Below are 16567 nucleotides of genomic sequence, written 5' to 3' on the forward strand. Positions count from 1 at the left end.
GTCCGCCTTATTTCGCCATCGCGGGCTCGCCGCCGGCGGCCGGCTCGCGCTGCGCGATCCGTTTGCGCGCCTTCGCCGTGAAACGGTCCAGGTACACGTAGATCACCGGTGTGATGTAGAGCGTCAGCAGCTGGGAAACGACCAGTCCGCCGACGACGGCGAGGCCGAGCGGACGCCGCGAGTCGGCGCCGGCACCGAGTCCCAGCGCGATCGGAATGGCCGAGGCGAGGGCGGCGAAGGTGGTCATCATGATCGGCCGGAAGCGCACGAGACACGCCTGGACGATGGCCGTCTCCGCGGTGATTTCGTGCTGAGAGCGCGCGGCGAGGGCGAAGTCGATCATCATGATCGCGTTCTTCTTCACGATGCCGATCAGCAGGATGATGCCGACGTAGCCCATCACGTTCAGTTCCTCCTTGAACAGCCAGAGCGTGCCGAGCGCGCCGAAACTCGCCGCGGGCAGGCCGGAAAGAATGGTGATCGGATGGATGAAGTCCTCATATAGAATTCCGAGCACGATGTAGATCACGAGCACCGCCATGATCAGCAGCAGCCCGAGGCCCTGCATCGACGAGGCGAAGGCCTGGGCCGAACCCTGGAAGCCGAAGCTGATCGCTGCGGGCAGTTCCTTGCGGGCGAGTTCGCTCACGATCTCGGTGGCCTGACCGAGCGAGAAACCGGGCCGCAGATTGAACGAGATCGTGACGGCCGGCACCTGACCGAGATGGTTCACCGTGAGCGGACCGACCTCGCGCTTGAGCTCGGCCACCGCGTCGAGCGGGATCACCTTGCCCGACTTCGTCCGCAAATAGAGCAGCGACAGCGCGTCGGAGTTTTTTTGAAACTCCGGGGCCATCTCCATGATGACGAAGTACTGGTTCGTCGGCGTGTAGATCGTGGAAACCTGGCGCGAGCCGTAGGCGCTGTAGAGCGACTCCTCGATTTGCTGCGGCGAGATGCCGAGCGCCGCGGCGCGATCGCGCTTGATGGCCACGCGGAGCTGCGGATTCGAGATCTGCAGATCCGAATTCACGTCCTGCAGGTCGCCGATGGCGCGCATCTTCTTCTCAATGGCCTGCGCGGCGCCGTAGAGTTCGTTCAGATCGGTACCGAAGAGCGTCACCTGATAAAGCGCCTTGGTCAGCGATCCGCCGATGCGGATCGGGGGCAGGATTTGCGGGTAGCAGCGCAGACCGGGAATGACGGCCAACTTTTTGCGGAGATCCTGGACGATCTCGGCGGCAGGTGGCCGCTGGCTCCGCGGCTTCAACCGCATGAACATGCGCCCCTGATTGGTCGTGGACACCGTGGGGCCGCCGCCGAGGGCCGACATGAACGCCTCGACGGCCGGATGCTGCGCGACGATGGCCGCTGCGGCCTCCTGGTGTTTCACCATCTCCGAGAACGACACATCCTGCGCGCCCTCCGTGAAGACGAAGATCTGGTTCGTGTCGTCGGTCGGAATGAAACCCGTCGGCAGCACGCGTCCGACGACCACGGTCAGAATGACCATGACGCCGGCCACGCTGACCGTGAGGAGCCGGTGGCGCATCGCGGCGCGCAGGGTGCGTTCATAGAGCGACACCATGCGGTTGAACGCGCGCTCGCTCGCCTGATACATCCGGCCGTGGCCGTTCGTCGCGCCGGCGCGATGCGGCTTGAGAAAACGACTGCACAACATCGGCGTGAGGGTGAGCGACACCAGGCCCGACACCAGAATCGAGGCCGTGATCGTCACCGCGAATTCATGCAGCAGGCGGCCGAGAATGCCGCCCATGAACAGCACCGGGATGAACACGGCGACGAGCGAGAGCGTCATCGACATGATCGTGAAACCGATTTCGCCCGCGCCCTTGAACGCCGCCTCGCGCACCGGCATGCCCTGCTCGATGTAGCGCACGATATTTTCGAGCATCACGATCGCGTCATCGACCACGAAGCCCACGGAGAGCGTGAGCGCCAGCAACGAGAGGTTGTCCAGCGTGTACCCGAAGAAGTGCATCACGATGAACGTGCCGAGCAACGCCATCGGGATCGCGAAGGACGGGATGATCGTGGCGGTGAGCGACCGCAGGAAGAGGAAGATCACGAGCACCACGAGCGCGACCGACAGTACGAGCGTGAACTGCACGTCGTGCACCGACTCCCGCACGGAGATCGACTTGTCCATCAGGATCTCGATGCCGACCGAGGCGGGCATCTGCTGGCGCAGGGTCGGCAGCAGCGCGCGGATGCGGCTGACGAGCTCAATCGTGTTCGTGCCGGGCTGACGCTGGATGCCCAGGCCGATCGCGCGATTGCCAATGCCGTTTTTGTAGAACCAGTAGCCGACGCGGTTGTCCTGCACGTTGTCGATCACCTGGGCCAGTTCCCCGAGCCGGACCGGGGCGTTGTTGCGGTAGGCCACGACAATCTGGCTGAACTCGGCGCTGTTCGCGAGCTGGCCGGAGGCGACGACGGTCACGGTCTGCTGGTTGCCGTCGAGGATGCCGGTCGGAAGATTGACGTTGTGCGACGTGAGCGCGGTGCGCACCTCGTCGAGCGTGATCCCGCGGCTTGCCAGCGCGCGTGGATCAAGCTGCACCCGCAGCGCGTATTTCTGGGCGCCATACACCTGCACGAGCGCGACGCCGTCGACCATCGAGAGACGTTGCGCGACCCTGGTTTCGGCGAACTCATGCACGACCGAGAGCGGCAGTGATGGCGATGTGACCGACATGAAAAGGATCGGTGAATCGGCCGGGTTCGTTTTGCGAAACGACGGCGGCGCCGGCATGTCGTTCGGGAGCCGGCGCTGCACGGCGGCGAGCGCGGACTGCACGTCCTGCGCGGCGGCGTCGATGTTGCGCTCGAGGGCGAACTGCAGGGTGATGGCCGTGGCGCCGAGCGAACTCGTCGACGTCATCGAATCGATGCCGGCGATGGTGGAGAACTGCTGCTCAAGCGGCGTGGCGACCGCCGAGGCCATCGTCTCCGGCGTGGCGCCGGGGAGCGTCGCGGTGACCACGATCGTGGGAAAGTCGACGTTGGGCAGGTCACTGACCGGCAGGAACCGGTAGGCCATCGCGCCGAACACGCAGAGCGCCGCGGTCAGCAGCGTCGTCATCACCGGTCTACGGATACAGAGCGCGGGAAGGTTCATGGGGAGGCGGCAGTGGGTTTGCCGGAGGCGACGGCCGCGGCGAGGGTCCTGGCTTGGACCTTGACGCCAGGCACGAGTCGGAGCTGGCCGTCGGTCACGACCGTCTCCCCCGCGCGCAGGCCCTCGGCGATGAGGAGTTGATCGCCCGAGGCGCGCATGACCTTGACCGGGCGCAGTTCGACGCGTTCATCGGCCTGGACCACGTAGACGGTCGAACCGGACTGCCCGACCTGCACGGCGGAAGCGGGCACGACGATGGCACCGCGATCGACGCCGATGCGGGTCTGGACCTGGACGAACTGGCCGGGCCACAGCGTGTGGTCGGCGTTGTCGAAGAGCGCCTTCAGCACGATGGTGCCGGTGGTGGGATCGACGGCGTTGTCGAAGAAACTCAGCTTGCCGTCGGTGCGCGCCACGCCGGACGTGCGATCGCTGACGGCGACCGTGGCGTTGCCGGACACGAGGGCGGCGCGGATTGCGGCCAGCGTGACCTCGGGGACGGCGAAAGCGGCGGCGATCGGGGCGAGCTGGTTGAGCGTGACGATCGACTGGTTGACGTCGTTGGCCTTCACGAGCGCGCCTTCGTGCAGGATGAGCTGCCCGGTGCGGCCCGCGATGGGCGCGCGAATCTCGGTGTAGCCGAGCAGCAGCTCCGCGTTGGCGACGGCGGCTTCCTTGGCCTGGACGAGCGCCTTCGTGGTTTCGGACTTCGTGGCCAGCTGCGCGAACTGTTCCTTGGAAATCGCGTCCTGCTGCGTCAGCTGCTGGTAGCGTTCGACGTCGGCCGAGGCCTTGGTGAACTCGGCGCGGACGTTGGCGAGATCGGCGCGCGCGATGCGCAGCGAGTTTTCCAGCGGACGGCGATCCAGCGTGACGAGCAGATCGCCGGCCTTCACCTCGTCGCCTTCCTTGAAGTGGATGGTGGCGATCATGCCGTCGATCTGTGACTTCACCGCGACGGTGCGCAGGGCCTGGATCGATCCGACCGACTCGATGAGGCGCGGCACGTCGAGCTGCTGGGTCACGGCCACCTGGACGGGAACGGCCGGCGGCGCGCCGGTGGCGGCGGGTGCGTTGCTGCCGGGTTTGCAGGCGGCGAGGACCAGCAGGGCGGGCAGGAGCGGAAGGAGGGGACGTTTCATCATGGGCAGCGTCGACGGGCGTCCGCATCCATGCGGAGCAAGTTGGATTTGATGTGCAGCAAGTCGGCGATGAGCGCGTCGCGGCGGGCGGCGGAAAGACCCTGCATGTACTCCACGCGCATCGCCTCCGCCACCGTGGCCAGCTTTTCGATCAGCGGCTGGGTTTTCTTGGTGAGGTAAAGGTGATAGGCGCGCGCGTCGTCGGCGTGATCGCGGCGCTCAATTCTTCCTGCGCGCACGAGCCGGTCGACATGCCGGCTGACGGTGATTTTTTGGATCTGCATCGCGTCGGCAAGATCGCTCTGCGTGCAACCTGGCCGGCGCGCGAGATGCAGCAGCAGGAGCCATTGAGCGCGGGTAACTCCGAGACTCCGCACCCGACGGTCAAACTCAGTCCGAGCCAGGCGACTGATGTCGCTGAGAATGAAACCAAAGCTGTGCTCAAACAAGGGGCGGGGGCGGGCCATGACGAGGGGTGAAGTCTTTTGGTAAGCTAGCTTACCTCTGGCGCAAGCGCGGAGTTTGCCGCCAGGAGACAGCCGGAGATCAGGACTTTGTCCTACGAGCGTCGTGGGGCGATTCCCCGTGGCTCGTCGACCACGTGATTGTCCGTGGCTACGAGCGCCAGCGAGTGGCTGCATCGCCACTCGCTGGCGCTCGTAGCCAAGAAATGCCCGGGACGGGCCGGTCCCCGAAGCCGCGTCAATCCAGCAGCGCGGCGTGCAGGATTTCCACGGGATGCAAGGCCACCCGGCCCGTGCCGTCCTTGATTTGATGCCGGCAGCTGGTGCCCGGCGCGGCGATGAGCGTGGTGGCCGGAGCGGCGCGGACGGTGGGAAAAAGCACGAGTTCGCCGATCTGCTGGGAGACGTCGAAGTGCTCCTCCTCATAGCCGAACGATCCCGCCATCCCGCAGCACCCGGAGGGAATCAGCTGCACCTTCGTGTTGGCCGGGAGTTCGAGCATCCGCACGGTGGGTACGAGCGAAGACAACGCCTTCTGGTGGCAGTGGCCGTGGAGTTTGATCGTCTGCGGCGTCGAGGAGAACGACGCGCGGGTGATCCGGCCCGCGGTGATTTCGCGGGCGATGAACTCGTCGATTAGCAACGCATTCCGCGCGAGCGCGCGGGCTGCGTCCTTCAGCGCGGGTGGCATCAGGTCCGGATATTCGTCGCGGAAACCAAGGATCGCGGATGGCTCGATGCCGATGAGCGGTGCGCCTTCCGTCACGACGTCCTTGAGCAACTCCACATTGCGCACCGCAAACTGCTGCGCCTGCCGCACGAGGCCTTTCGAGAAGTGCGCACGGCCGCTTTCGACGTGCGGCGGAATGATCACTTGGTAGCCGAGGCGATTGAGGAGCTCGACGGCTTTGATGCCGACGCCGGTGTCGTTGTAGTTCGTGAACTCGTCGCAGAACAGGTGCACGCGACCGTTGGGATAGCGCAGCGTCGGCGGGTTGGCGTGGCGGGCGTGCCAGGCCTGCAGCGTCGTGGCATGGAGCGTGGGCAGGCTGCGTTTCACCGCGAAGCCGGAGATTTTTTTGATCAACGACGACGTCGCGCGCGACGTGGCGAACCAATTGTAGATCGACGGCGCGAGCGCGGCCAGGCGCATGCTGCGGGTGAAACCGGCAACGAGGCGGGAGCGAAACGGCACGCCGTGCACGTCGTAATAGTGCTGCTGCCATTCGGCCTTGAGGCGGGCGACGTCGACGTTCGACGGGCACTCCGACTTGCAGCCTTTGCACGAGAGACAGAGGTCCATCACGCCCTTCACCTCGGCGCTGTCCCACGGATTCTGCACGGATTGCGGATGCGTGAGCACCTGACGCAGCATGTTGGCGCGGGCGCGGGTGGTGTCCTGCTCGTTGCGCGTCGCCATGTAGCTCGGACACATCGTGCCGCCCATCAGGTGGGATTTGCGGCATTCGCCGACGCCGGTGCATTTCTCCGCGGCGGCGAGCACGCCGCCGGCCGCCGCAAAATCGAAGATCGTCGCGTAGTCGGGCGTCACATGGCCGGGCGTGTGCCGGAGGTGCGTGTCCATCGGGGGCGTGTCGATGATCTTGCCGGGATTGAACACGCCCTGCGGATCGAACGTCTCCTTGACGCGCCGCATCATCGCATAGCACGCGTCGCCGACCATGAACTTGATGAACTCGCCGCGCAGCCGGCCGTCGCCGTGTTCGCCGGAGAGCGAGCCGCGGAATTTTTTCACGAGGGTGGCGATGTCGGTCGCGATGGCGCGAAACATCCTCAGCCCTTCCGCCGTTTTCAGATTGAAGAGCGGCCGCGTGTGCAGTTCGCCGGCGCCGGCGTGCGCGTAGTAGACGCAGCTGATGCCGTACTTGCCCCGCATCAACGCATCGAACTCGGCGATGTAATCCGGCAGATCCTCGACGGCCACGGCGGTGTCCTCGACGATCTCGCGCGGCTTCGCGTCGCCCTCGACGTTGTTCATCAGGCCCTGGCCGGCTTTGCGCAGGTCCCAGACCTTCGTGCAGTCGTCGCCCCAGAGAACGGGAAACGCATAGCCGAGGCCGGCGGCGCGCAACTCGGCTTCGAGGGCGCGCATCTCGGCTTCGATCGTGGCGCGTTCCGCGTGGCGGATCTCGATCACGAGTACGGCGCCCGGGTCGCCCTGCACGAAGAAGCGATTCTTCGCGTGTTCGAGATTCGCCTTCGTGCACTCGAGAATGTGGCGGTCGATCAGTTCGCAGCCGAACGGCCGGTGGCGCATCGCGATGAGCGTGGCCTTGAGCGAGTCGTGGACGCTGGCGAAATGCGCGCACATCAGCGCGCCGGGCGGCGGGAGCGGTTCGCAGTTGAGCTCGAACTCGACGCCGAAGAACAGCGTGCCTTCCGAACCGGCGAGCAGCTGGCAGAGATTGAACGGCCGGTCCGACGACGCATCGAAGACAGCGCTGTCCATTAGGCGGTCCAGCGCGTAACCCGTGTTGCGCCGCGTGACGGTCGGCTTCGGATAGTTCTCGCGGATCAGCGCGCGATTCTTCGGCTCGGAAAGGAGATCGCGGACGAAGCGATAAATGCGCGTCTCGAGCGAATCGGCGGCGTCGCACTTCGCGGCGAACTCGTCGCGCGTGAGCGGACCGAACGTGACCTCGGAGCCGTCGCTCAGGAAACCGCGCGCCGACACCAGATGCTCGCGCGTGGTGCCGTATACGATCGAGTTGGCGCCGCAGGAGTTGTTGCCAACCATGCCGCCGATCATCGCGCGATTGGCGGTGGAGGTTTCGGGTGTGAAGAAAACCCCGTGCGGCTGCAGGAACAGATTCAGATCGTTGCGCACCACGCCCGGTTGAACGCGAACGCGACGGCGGGCGGTGTCGTAACTCAGGATGCGATTCAGGTGGCGCCCGATATCGACCACGATCCCGCTGCCGACCACCTGGCCGGCGAGCGACGTGCCGGCCGCGCGGGGAATCAGGCCGAGCCGGTGCTGCGTCGCATAGGCGAGGAGCGTCCGCAGGTCCGCCTCCGATTTCGGCAGCGCGACGGCCACCGGCAGTTCCTGATACTCCGACGCGTCCGTGGCGTACAGCACGCGCCGCGCGTGATCAAAGTGGAGTTCGCCCTCGAGCCGGGCGGCGAGGGACGGAAGGTCGTCGGTGGAGGACGGGGCGGTGATCATCGGCTGAAGAGAGACGGAGAAGGGAAACGGCCCGGACGGAGCCAAGCAACGCGACAGATTGCAGCCGATCGCGTCCGTCAACGGGATCGCGAGCGGTGCCACCAGCGGCAATCAGGCGGCGCGGCCGCTGGCGGCGGCGAACGCCTCAGCGCGTTGCATGTCCTTCGCCATCGAGAACCAGTAGGCGACCAGCATCAGGACGCCGGCAAGGATGTAGATGAACGACGAGGCCCCGAAGATTACGTTGAGGCCCAGGTCCTTTTTGAAGATGCCGGCGAGCAGCACCCCGACGCCGCCGGCGGCCGAGCCGCAGGTGTTGAGAATGCCAATGGCGGTCGAGCGAAACTGCGGCGGCACGACTTCGCAGACGATCGGATGTTCGCTCGGAAGGCCGATCGCCCGGATGATCGAGGAGACGATCATCATCGTTGCGACGAGCGCGAACGTGGGCGCGCCGATGAAGAGAAACAGAAACGGCGCGCTGACGATGAAGGACAGTCCCTTGATCAACGCCCGGCCGCGGGCGTTGCGTTGCGCGACGCGGTCCGAAAGCCAGCCGCCCAGCGCGATGCCGATGAAAACAGGCCCTTTGTAGAGCGCGACGCCGGCGAGCCCGGCCGCGCCCAGTTTCATCCCGTAGTTTTCAGCGAAGAACAGCGGCAGCCACGACAGGAAGATCCACGACGCCACGCCGGCGACCATGGCGCTGAGCAGAAGGCAGTGGAACGACGGCACGCGCATCAGGTATGTCCACGCCTCGCGTGCGCTCGACGGCGAGACCCCGCCCGCGGCCGGCGGGAGTTTCGCGGGTCCGTCGCTGAGCAGGAAGCGGGCGGCGAGCGCGAGCAGGAGGCCGACCGCGCCGAGCACCCAGAAGCCGAGCCGCCAGCCATAGTGTTCCGCCATCAAGCCCGCGGCGGAACCGCCCAGCACAAGGCCGAGGTTGAGCCCGAGCATGTGAAAACCCATCGCCCGGCCGCGCGTGGCCGGTCCGTGGTGATCGCCGAGGAGCGCGCCCGCGGCCGGAAGGTAGAAACTCTCCGCGATGCCGAGTGCGGTGCGCAGGACGAAGAGCATCATCACGCTCTGCACGAGGCCGGTGGCGATCGTGATGACGCTCCAGGTGACCAGGCTCCAGAGCACGATCCGCGAGCGGGAAAAACGGTCCGCGAGATTGCCCGCAAACGGCGAGGCGATCGCGTAGGTCCAAAGAAAGAGCATGCCGGCAATGCCGATCTGGACATCCGTGGCGCCCAGGTCCTGACGCAGCGGCGGAATCACCGATGAAAGCGCCGTGCGGTCCGCATAGTTCAGGCCCGCGGCGACAAACAAGAAAAGCGCCACGCGCCACGGTTGGGAAAGCATGCGGAGGTCGATGGGGAGAGCGGGAGCGAACGAAAATGCGACGAATGGCGCGCGGTCAGTCAGGCGGGACAGCGCTCGACGGTCAGAGCAATTCCGCGCGACGAACGCAGCGACGACCACAGGCTGGGAGCGGCAAGGGGAACCGCGGCGCAGACCGTTTTGGTGGAAGCAAGGCAGCCTCGGGGCCGGGGGTGGGTCAATGGCATTTGCGCGTGGCGCGGCGGGTGCGTTACCGGTGACTGCGAGCGGGCTCGTCCGCCTCGAGTCCGGAGCGGGCGGGGGCGCCCGCGGTCCCAGGGGAAATCCTCGTGGACGCGCACTCACGTTGTGGCGCATGCGCGGTTTGCGACCTTGCGCGACGCTCCGCGATGGGAAGGATTGATTCATGATGGCAACACCCCTGCGCGTCCTGCTTCTCGCGACGGTGCTGATGAGCCGGGTCGGCCTTGCTCCCGTCGTGACTGCGGCGGAGCGATGGGCCGGTGAAGCGGCGGTGGTCACCGAGTTCATTCAGGTGCAGCGCGGCGACGCCACGTTGCTGGTGGAAATTCAATCGCCCGCGGCGGGCCGGCTCGCGGCGCGGCCGTTGCTGTTGCTCAATCTCAGTGGAGACCGGCAGTCGTCCTTGAAGGACGGATCGCTCGGCGAACCCGCGCGGGTGTTCCTGAGCGAAGGGCATCGTGTGGCCACGTTCGATCTGCCGGCGCACGGCGAGCGGATTGACCGGCGTGGATCGGGAATCGACGGGCTGCGGGAGCGTTTCATCGCGGGGGACGATCCGTTTGCGCTGGTCATCGCGGACGGAAAGGCGGTCATCGATGAACTCCTCCGTCGCGGCCTGATGGAAACCGGTCGCGTGCTGGTCTGCGGCGTGTCGCGGGCCGGTTACTGCGCGATTCGGCTGGCGGCCGCGGATGCACGGATTTCGAGCGTGGCCGCGCTGGCGCCGGTGACGGACTGGCGGGAGCTGCGCGAGTTTGCGGCCGTCAAGGATCGCGCGGACGTCGCCGCCCTGACGCTCGATCATTTTGTGGAGCCGCTCGTGGGGCGGCGGTTGTACGTCACGATCGGGAACGCCGACATCCGCGTGAGCACGGCGGCCTGCACCCGGTTCGTGTTCGCGTTGAACGCAGCCGAGCAGCGGCGCGCGCTGACGTCGTCGCAGCTGCGCTACGATCTCGTCGACGACACCGTGGGCCATGCGCTCGCGACGCGCTGGCGGCAGGAAGGCGCGCGGTTTTTGCTCAGGACGGGTCAATCGGCGGAGCCCACGGCCCGACCTTAAGTGGATCGGGTCTCTATCCGCCTGGCCGATCAGCCCGTGGCTGCGAGCGCCAGCGAGTGGGAGTCGGCCACTCGCAGGCGCTCGTAGCTACGGGGTCGGGACGGACGTGTTTGGACCGCGAGTCCCAAAACTCACCAAATCGTCCAGCCGCCGTCGACCACGAGGCTGTGGCCGGTGACATACGACGCGCTGTCGGTGAGCAGGAAGAGCGTGGGACCGACGATCTCGGCGTTCTGGCCGATGCGGCGCAGGGCGGTCTTTTGGTTCAGATCGCCGACGAAGCTCGCGTGGTTCTTCTGCACGGTCGGATTGGGAAACGGACCGGGCGTCACGCAGTTGAACCGGATGCCGGCGGGACCGTAGTGCACGGCGAGGTAGCGCGACATCTGCAACGTGGCCGCCTTGCTCGCGCCGTAGTCGATCGGGTTGGGCGCCATCGGATCATGATAGATGCGCGGGTCCGGCGACACCATGCCGTACATGCTGGAAAACAGCACGAACGCGCCGGAGCCGCGGGCCTTCATGCGCTCGGCGATCGCGCGGCACAGGACAAACGTCGGCGTGAGCGCGAGATCGAAGGTGCGTTGAAATTCCTCGGGCGTGAGGACCTCGAAGCGTTTGCCGCTCGAGGAGGCGGTCACGAGATGAACCACGCCATCGGGCACGCCGTGCTCCGCAATCAGCGCCTCGATGGCAGCGGGGAGGCCGGCGGCGTGGTTGATGTCGAGCGACAGCGGGAGGGTGCGCGTGAGCTGGCGATCGCGCACGAAGGCCTCGGCCTTGCCCGGGAGGTCGAAGCACAAGACCTTCGCGCATTGCGTGTCGAGCTCGGCCGTGATCGCCGAACCGAGGTAGCCCGCGCCACCGGTGACCCAGATCGTTTTGCCCTCGAGGGAGTGCCAGGGTTTCATTTTGCAGTGTGGCCGCCGTCGACCGGGATGTTGGCGCCCGTGACGTAGGTGGAGGCGTCGCTGAGGAGGAAAATCACCGCGCCCGCGACCTCGGGGGCGTTGGCCATGCGGCCGAGCATGGTGATCTTGTTGTAACGCTCGATGAACTGGGCCGGCTGCGGCGTATCCGGATTGTAGATGCCGCCCGGTGAAACGACGTTCACCCGCACGCCCGCGTGGCCGTAGTGGGAGGCGAGGTAGCGCGTCAGGTTGAGCATGCCGCCCTTGTGGAAGAAATAGTCCGGCGCGGTCTTCATCGGTGTGCCCTCGTAGAGCGAGAGGTTGCTGCCGACCATGCCGTAGATGGAGGAGATGTTCACGATGCTGCCGGACTTCTGCTTCGCCATGACGTCGCCGAAGGTGCGCACCGTCGAGAAGAAGCCGGTCGCGTTGACCTCCATCGACTGGCGCCAGATGTCGAGCGGATCGTCCATCGACTTCATCGGCCGGCTGACGGCGTTGAACACGATGCCGTCGACCCGCTGGTGTTGCGCGAGCACGCGATCGCGCAGCGCTTGGAGCGAGGCCTCCGAGCCGATGTCGGTTTCCTCGATGAGGACGATCCGGCCGGCGGCTTTTTCCTTGTCGGCCAGAGATTGAAGCGACGCGCGGTTGCGCGAGGCGACGATGAGGGTGCAACCCGTGGCCGCGAGTTCGGCGACGAGCGCACGGCCGAGCAGGCCGGTGCCGCCGAACTGGATGATCACTTTGTCGCGAAGGGAGAAGGACGAAGCGTCAGACATGGGAGAGTGGACGTGGAGTTGGGAGGGAGAAAGGCATGACTCAGATACAGCGGCCGCCGTCGACTTCCATGCAGACGCCGGTGACGAACTCCGAAGCTGGGTCCGCAAAGAACACGGCTGCGTTGGCGACGTCGGTCGAGCGCCCGAGTCGGCCGAGCGGAATCGAGGCGGTAAATTTCGCGCGGTTTTCCGGCGTGTCGGCTCCGCCCATGAAGGTCGTCAACAGCGGCGTGTCGGCGATCGCGGGATTGATGGCGTTGGCGCGGATGTTGTCCGGAGCGAGTTCGACGGCCATCGACTTCGTGATGAGCACGACGGCGCCCTTCGAACCATTGTACCACGTGAGGCCCGGGCGCGGGCGCACCGCCGCGGTCGAGCCGATGTTGATGAAACAGCCGCTGCGCTGGCGCCGAAACACCGGCACGCAGTGCACGGCCGAAAGGTAGAGGCTCTTGACGTTGACCTGGAAGATGCGGTCGAACTCGGCTTCTGAGACGTTGAGCATCGGCTGGTTCGCGTGGCTGATGCCGGCGTTGTTGACCATCACGTCGAGCCGGCCGAACTGCTGGACCGTGGTCTCCACGAGCTGCGCCATGTCGGCGGTGCGCGTGACATCAGTGCGGCAGAAAAGCGCTCGATGGCCCTTGGCCACCAGGGCGGCGGCGACCTGCTCGCCCTTCTCGGCATTCAGGTCCGCGACGACGACCGCGGCGCCTTCCGCGGTGAACGCGTGGCTGATGCTTTCGCCGAAGCCAGAGGCCCCGCCCGTGACAATCGCGATCTGATTTTTCAGGCGCATGAAGTACGCAGAGATTTCAGCTAACGGGCTGGAACGAGGCGGACGGCCGCCCGCGAATCACGCCCATGGGCGCGAATTTTAGCGGTGAAACCAAGTCGACCCAGGTCCCGGGGACGTTCACCGTTGGATGCGAGCCCACGGCCGCTGGTTTTCATTCGCATGGATGGGCGTGATTCGCGGGCGTCTGAATTATTCCGACTTAGACGTACGGCGAGCGGGCCGGCGGCTTGAGGCCGGCGGGCAGCGCGGTGATCTGGCCCTGCACGAGTTCGAGCCGCTGCTTGACGTAGCCGGTGAGGGCGACGACGTCGGCGCCGATGCCGATCACGTGATAGCCTTCCTGTACGAGTTCGGGCAGCGGCGCGATCAGGCCGGCGGTCATGGCGAACTTGCCGTTGGCGCGGCACGCGGCGGCCACGCGTTTGCGAGCGGCGACGACCTGCGGATCGTCGAGCTGGCCGGCCTTGCCGATGCGATGGCTGAAATCGCCCGGGCCGAAGAGAATGCCGTCGAAGCCGGGGACCGCGGCGATCTTTTCGACGTTCTCGAGTGCCTCGGGCGACTCGATCTGCAGGATGATCACGCGCTCGGTATTGGAGTGCTGGATATACTCGTGGAGCGGCACGAGGCAGAACTGGCCGTCGATGTTGCCGCCGTCGAGGGCGCGCTTGCCGATGGGATGGAAGCGGACCCACTCCACGATTTGCCGCGCCTCCTGCTCGGACGCGACGTGCGGCACGATGATGCCGGTGGCGTCGGCCTCGAGCGGCTTGACGTAGTCGCTGTAGCTGCCGCGGGCGACGCGGACGAGCGTATCGATATTATGGACGCGCGCGGCGCGGATCTGGTTTTCGAGGCCCAGCCAGTCGTTCGGCACGTGTTCCGTGCAGAGCCAGACGGCGTCGGCGCCGGAGAGCCCGGCGATTTCAACCACCCGGGGATCCGAGAGATTGATTTTGAGCACGGTGGGAAGCTGGCCGGCGCGGAGGAGTTTGAGGACGCGGCTGGGACGGAGTTTCATTGAGGAGTTTGGGTGAGTGGCGAAAACAGAAGAGGGAACAGGAAGCCAGGAAACCAGGAGATCGGAGTCCTGCCTATGGCGTGGTGGTCGGTGGTTTGGATTCCGGGCTTCCTGGTTTCCTGCTTTTGGAAGCAGTGGGTTTTCAGATTTCGGAGAGCAGCACTTCACGGCCGCCCTGTTCGCGGCTGCGGATGCCCGCGATCACGAGCTGCATGAGCTCGACCGTCTCGGAAAACGGATACGGGTACACGCCCGTGCGCAGATAGCCGATGAAGGCCTCGAGCTGCGTCTTGAACGAGTAGAACGTGTCGCCCGACGAGAGCTGGACCTTGCCCGCCGTACCGCAGAGCTGGAGGCAGCCGAAGCTGCCGTACATGTCGGCGGACGCGACCACGACGACATCGGCGCCGCACGCGTGTTTGAGGTGCACGATATTGCGGTCGATGGTGCCGGTGTTGCGGGCGGAGATGAAGCCGGGGCCGAGGATCGGATAGATGCCCTCGAGGGCGTGGATGCCGTACGTTTCCCAGCTCTTCGGGGTCGTGATGCTGACGAAGCGGAGATCACCGAGCTCCTTCGTCGAGATGCGATACGGCATGAACTCCTTCGTGTACCGCATGCTGCTCGACGACATGATCGGTTTGCCGGCGGCGACCCAGGCCTTGAACGTGGCGAGATCCGGCGCGTTGTCGGTGAGCGGCTTGTCGATGAACACCGGCAGGCCGGCCTCGATGAACGGCCGGGCGCGCGCGACATGTTCGCCGCCGATGTCGGTCGCGATCACGACGGCGTCGACGTGGCCGATAACGTCGGTCGGCTTCTCCACCACGTGCGGAATGAGTGAGCATTTCGCGACGTGCTCGGCGGTGAAGCCGCCTTCGCCGACGCAGCAGATATGGGTGACCTTGGCCCCGGGAATCGTGAGCGTCTCGACCGGCTGCTTGTTGAGGTAAACGGGAATGCCGGCAAACGGGCACTCGCGCGTCATCGCCTCGCGGTTGTAGCCGTTGAACATCGCGCTCCACGAGTACGGGTGACCGTTGCCGGGAGTGCTGCCCAGCATGGCGAGCCGGATGGCGTGAGGATCTTTGACGAGGCTCATCGTTGGCGAGGGCGCGAAAGGGAGGAGGGCCGGGTGATCATTCGACGTTGATGGTCAGCTTTCCGGTGCGGTACTCGGTGCGCCAGACTTCGAGGGCATCGTCGATGTACTTTTTCAGCGGGCGTTTTTCGCCGACGTGTTTCAGCAGTTCGGGGAGCCAGCGATTGCCGAAGCGCACGTGCTGCGTTTCGTCGGCGATGTCGTAGCGCACGAATTGTTCGCTGAGCAGATCGCCGGATTCCTTGTGGGCTTCGACGCGGCGGTGCCGGTACGGGAAGGCGTGCACTTCATTCCCCATCGTCAGCATGCAGTACTGCATCACGGGCGGAAACTGGCTGCGCCATTTGTAGATGTGGAGATATTGCGGCGACTTGAACGGATCCATGCCGTGGCCGCGCATCCACTCGTAACCCATCAGGCAGTGCCGGATCTCGTCGTAGAGATGCCGCGCGGTGTCGAACTGGAATTCCCACGGCATGCCGGTGACGGTGAACATCACGAACGCGACCGTTTCGGCGGCGAGCATCTCCGTGGAGTAGCGTTCGAACTCCTCGACCGTGTGGTCGTGGTAGTTTTCCTCGCCGGGCATCGGCTCGAGATCGGCGGCGCGGTTGGTGAAACGTTCGTCTCGGCCGGCTTCGCGCGGCACGGTGAACTCCTGGCGGCAGGCGGGCGCGGCGGGCGGCGCGGCCGGGCGCGGATTCAGGCCACTGACGCCGCCGGCGAAAGCCAGCAGGCCGGCGATGTAGTTTTCCCAGGCGCGAGTGGCGGGCCGGATCTTCCCGGCGCGTTCCGCCGCGGCGAGGATCGGCTCCACGCGTTCGAGTTGGGCGCGGAGATCGAGCAGCGCGTGCTTGATGGCGTGCACGCTCGGCTGGTCGCTGTTGGGGAAAGTCGCGGTCTCGTGTGTGGCGAGGGCGGCGATGAGGCTCGGCGTGACAACGCGGAAGAGACCCAAGGCCAGCGCCCACTCGTCCGGCGCGTGCAGCACTTCTCCCATCAATGTGACCAGCGCGGTGTCCGCGGGCTTCTGAAACGCGGGGGACTGGATTTCCCGCAGCCGCAGGTAGAGTGCGTTCACGTGCAACGCATCCTCCCACAGCGTGCGGCCCAGCTCGCATTTCAGCTCAAATGTCTCCGCCCGCGGCAGCCACCCCGCGAGAATGCGCATGCCTTCATGCTGCACGAAGCGATACCGATTCAGCAGCCTGCGGTTGGCGTCGATGTCGATGGCGGCGGGCGGGACGGGAGCCTTGGCCCGACGAGCGGCTTTGTCGGGGCGGGTCGCGGCGGTGCTGCGCTGGGATGAGGCACGCGCGGGGCGGCGGGCGGACGGCTTGCGAGCGGTGCGGTTTTTCACGGGA

The 16567-nt window shown here is 65.9% G+C and carries 12 protein-coding genes; 1 reads left to right on the plus strand and 11 read right to left on the minus strand.

Going from position 1 to position 16567, the window contains the following annotated elements; translation table 11 throughout:
• Window positions 1-7 precede the first annotated feature (7 nt).
• From ACLJEU_RS05080 to ACLJEU_RS05100, 5 genes are all read right to left on the minus strand, one after another.
• Complete coding sequence (locus tag ACLJEU_RS05080) at window positions 8-3142, minus strand: efflux RND transporter permease subunit (protein WP_414660649.1); 3135 nt, start codon at window positions 3140-3142, stop codon at window positions 8-10.
• Entirely contained in the window at window positions 3139-4287 is a 1149-nt protein-coding gene (locus ACLJEU_RS05085) for an efflux RND transporter periplasmic adaptor subunit (RefSeq protein ID WP_414660648.1), read from the minus strand. The genes ACLJEU_RS05080 and ACLJEU_RS05085 overlap by 4 nt, the downstream gene beginning before the upstream one ends.
• The gene (locus tag ACLJEU_RS05090) at window positions 4284-4751 is read right to left on the minus strand and encodes a MarR family winged helix-turn-helix transcriptional regulator (RefSeq protein WP_414660647.1); all 468 of its coding nucleotides are present in this window, start codon (window positions 4749-4751) and stop codon (window positions 4284-4286) included. The genes ACLJEU_RS05085 and ACLJEU_RS05090 overlap by 4 nt, the downstream gene beginning before the upstream one ends.
• Window positions 4752-4986: 235 nt before the next feature.
• Window positions 4987-7938 carry an FAD-binding and (Fe-S)-binding domain-containing protein gene (locus ACLJEU_RS05095; protein WP_414660646.1) on the minus strand — a complete coding sequence of 984 codons (2952 nt, stop codon included), beginning with the start codon at window positions 7936-7938 and terminating at the stop codon, window positions 4987-4989.
• A gap of 111 nt (window positions 7939-8049) precedes the next feature.
• Window positions 8050-9303, minus strand: coding sequence for an MFS transporter (locus ACLJEU_RS05100; protein WP_414660645.1), 1254 nt, complete (start codon window positions 9301-9303; stop codon window positions 8050-8052).
• A gap of 385 nt (window positions 9304-9688) precedes the next feature.
• On the opposite strand from ACLJEU_RS05100, the gene ACLJEU_RS05105 reads away from it, so the two are divergent.
• Window positions 9689-10588 carry an alpha/beta hydrolase family protein gene (locus ACLJEU_RS05105; RefSeq protein ID WP_414660644.1) on the plus strand — a complete coding sequence of 300 codons (900 nt, stop codon included), beginning with the start codon at window positions 9689-9691 and terminating at the stop codon, window positions 10586-10588.
• 131 nt (window positions 10589-10719) lie between these two features.
• Here ACLJEU_RS05105 and ACLJEU_RS05110 read toward each other — a convergent pair whose 3' ends face one another.
• From ACLJEU_RS05110 to ACLJEU_RS05135, 6 genes are all read right to left on the minus strand, one after another.
• Window positions 10720-11499, minus strand: coding sequence for an SDR family oxidoreductase (locus ACLJEU_RS05110; protein WP_414660643.1), 780 nt, complete (start codon window positions 11497-11499; stop codon window positions 10720-10722).
• Window positions 11496-12281, minus strand: coding sequence for an SDR family oxidoreductase (locus tag ACLJEU_RS05115; RefSeq protein ID WP_414660642.1), 786 nt, complete (start codon window positions 12279-12281; stop codon window positions 11496-11498). The genes ACLJEU_RS05110 and ACLJEU_RS05115 overlap by 4 nt, the downstream gene beginning before the upstream one ends.
• A 40-nt stretch (window positions 12282-12321) precedes the next feature.
• Window positions 12322-13080 carry a glucose 1-dehydrogenase gene (locus ACLJEU_RS05120; RefSeq protein ID WP_414660641.1) on the minus strand — a complete coding sequence of 253 codons (759 nt, stop codon included), beginning with the start codon at window positions 13078-13080 and terminating at the stop codon, window positions 12322-12324.
• Between the two features lie 199 nt (window positions 13081-13279).
• Entirely contained in the window at window positions 13280-14101 is an 822-nt protein-coding gene (locus ACLJEU_RS05125; protein ID WP_414660640.1) for an HpcH/HpaI aldolase family protein, read from the minus strand.
• Between the two features lie 142 nt (window positions 14102-14243).
• Window positions 14244-15203, minus strand: coding sequence for a Gfo/Idh/MocA family protein (locus tag ACLJEU_RS05130; protein ID WP_414660639.1), 960 nt, complete (start codon window positions 15201-15203; stop codon window positions 14244-14246).
• A 37-nt stretch (window positions 15204-15240) separates the two neighbouring features.
• Window positions 15241-16563 carry a hypothetical protein gene (locus tag ACLJEU_RS05135; protein ID WP_414660638.1) on the minus strand — a complete coding sequence of 441 codons (1323 nt, stop codon included), beginning with the start codon at window positions 16561-16563 and terminating at the stop codon, window positions 15241-15243.
• Between the last annotated feature and the right edge of the window lie 4 nt (window positions 16564-16567).

This window comes from Terrisphaera buseokensis, assembly GCF_047521145.2.
In the GTDB taxonomy this organism is placed as follows: Bacteria; Verrucomicrobiota; Verrucomicrobiia; order Opitutales; family Opitutaceae; genus ER46.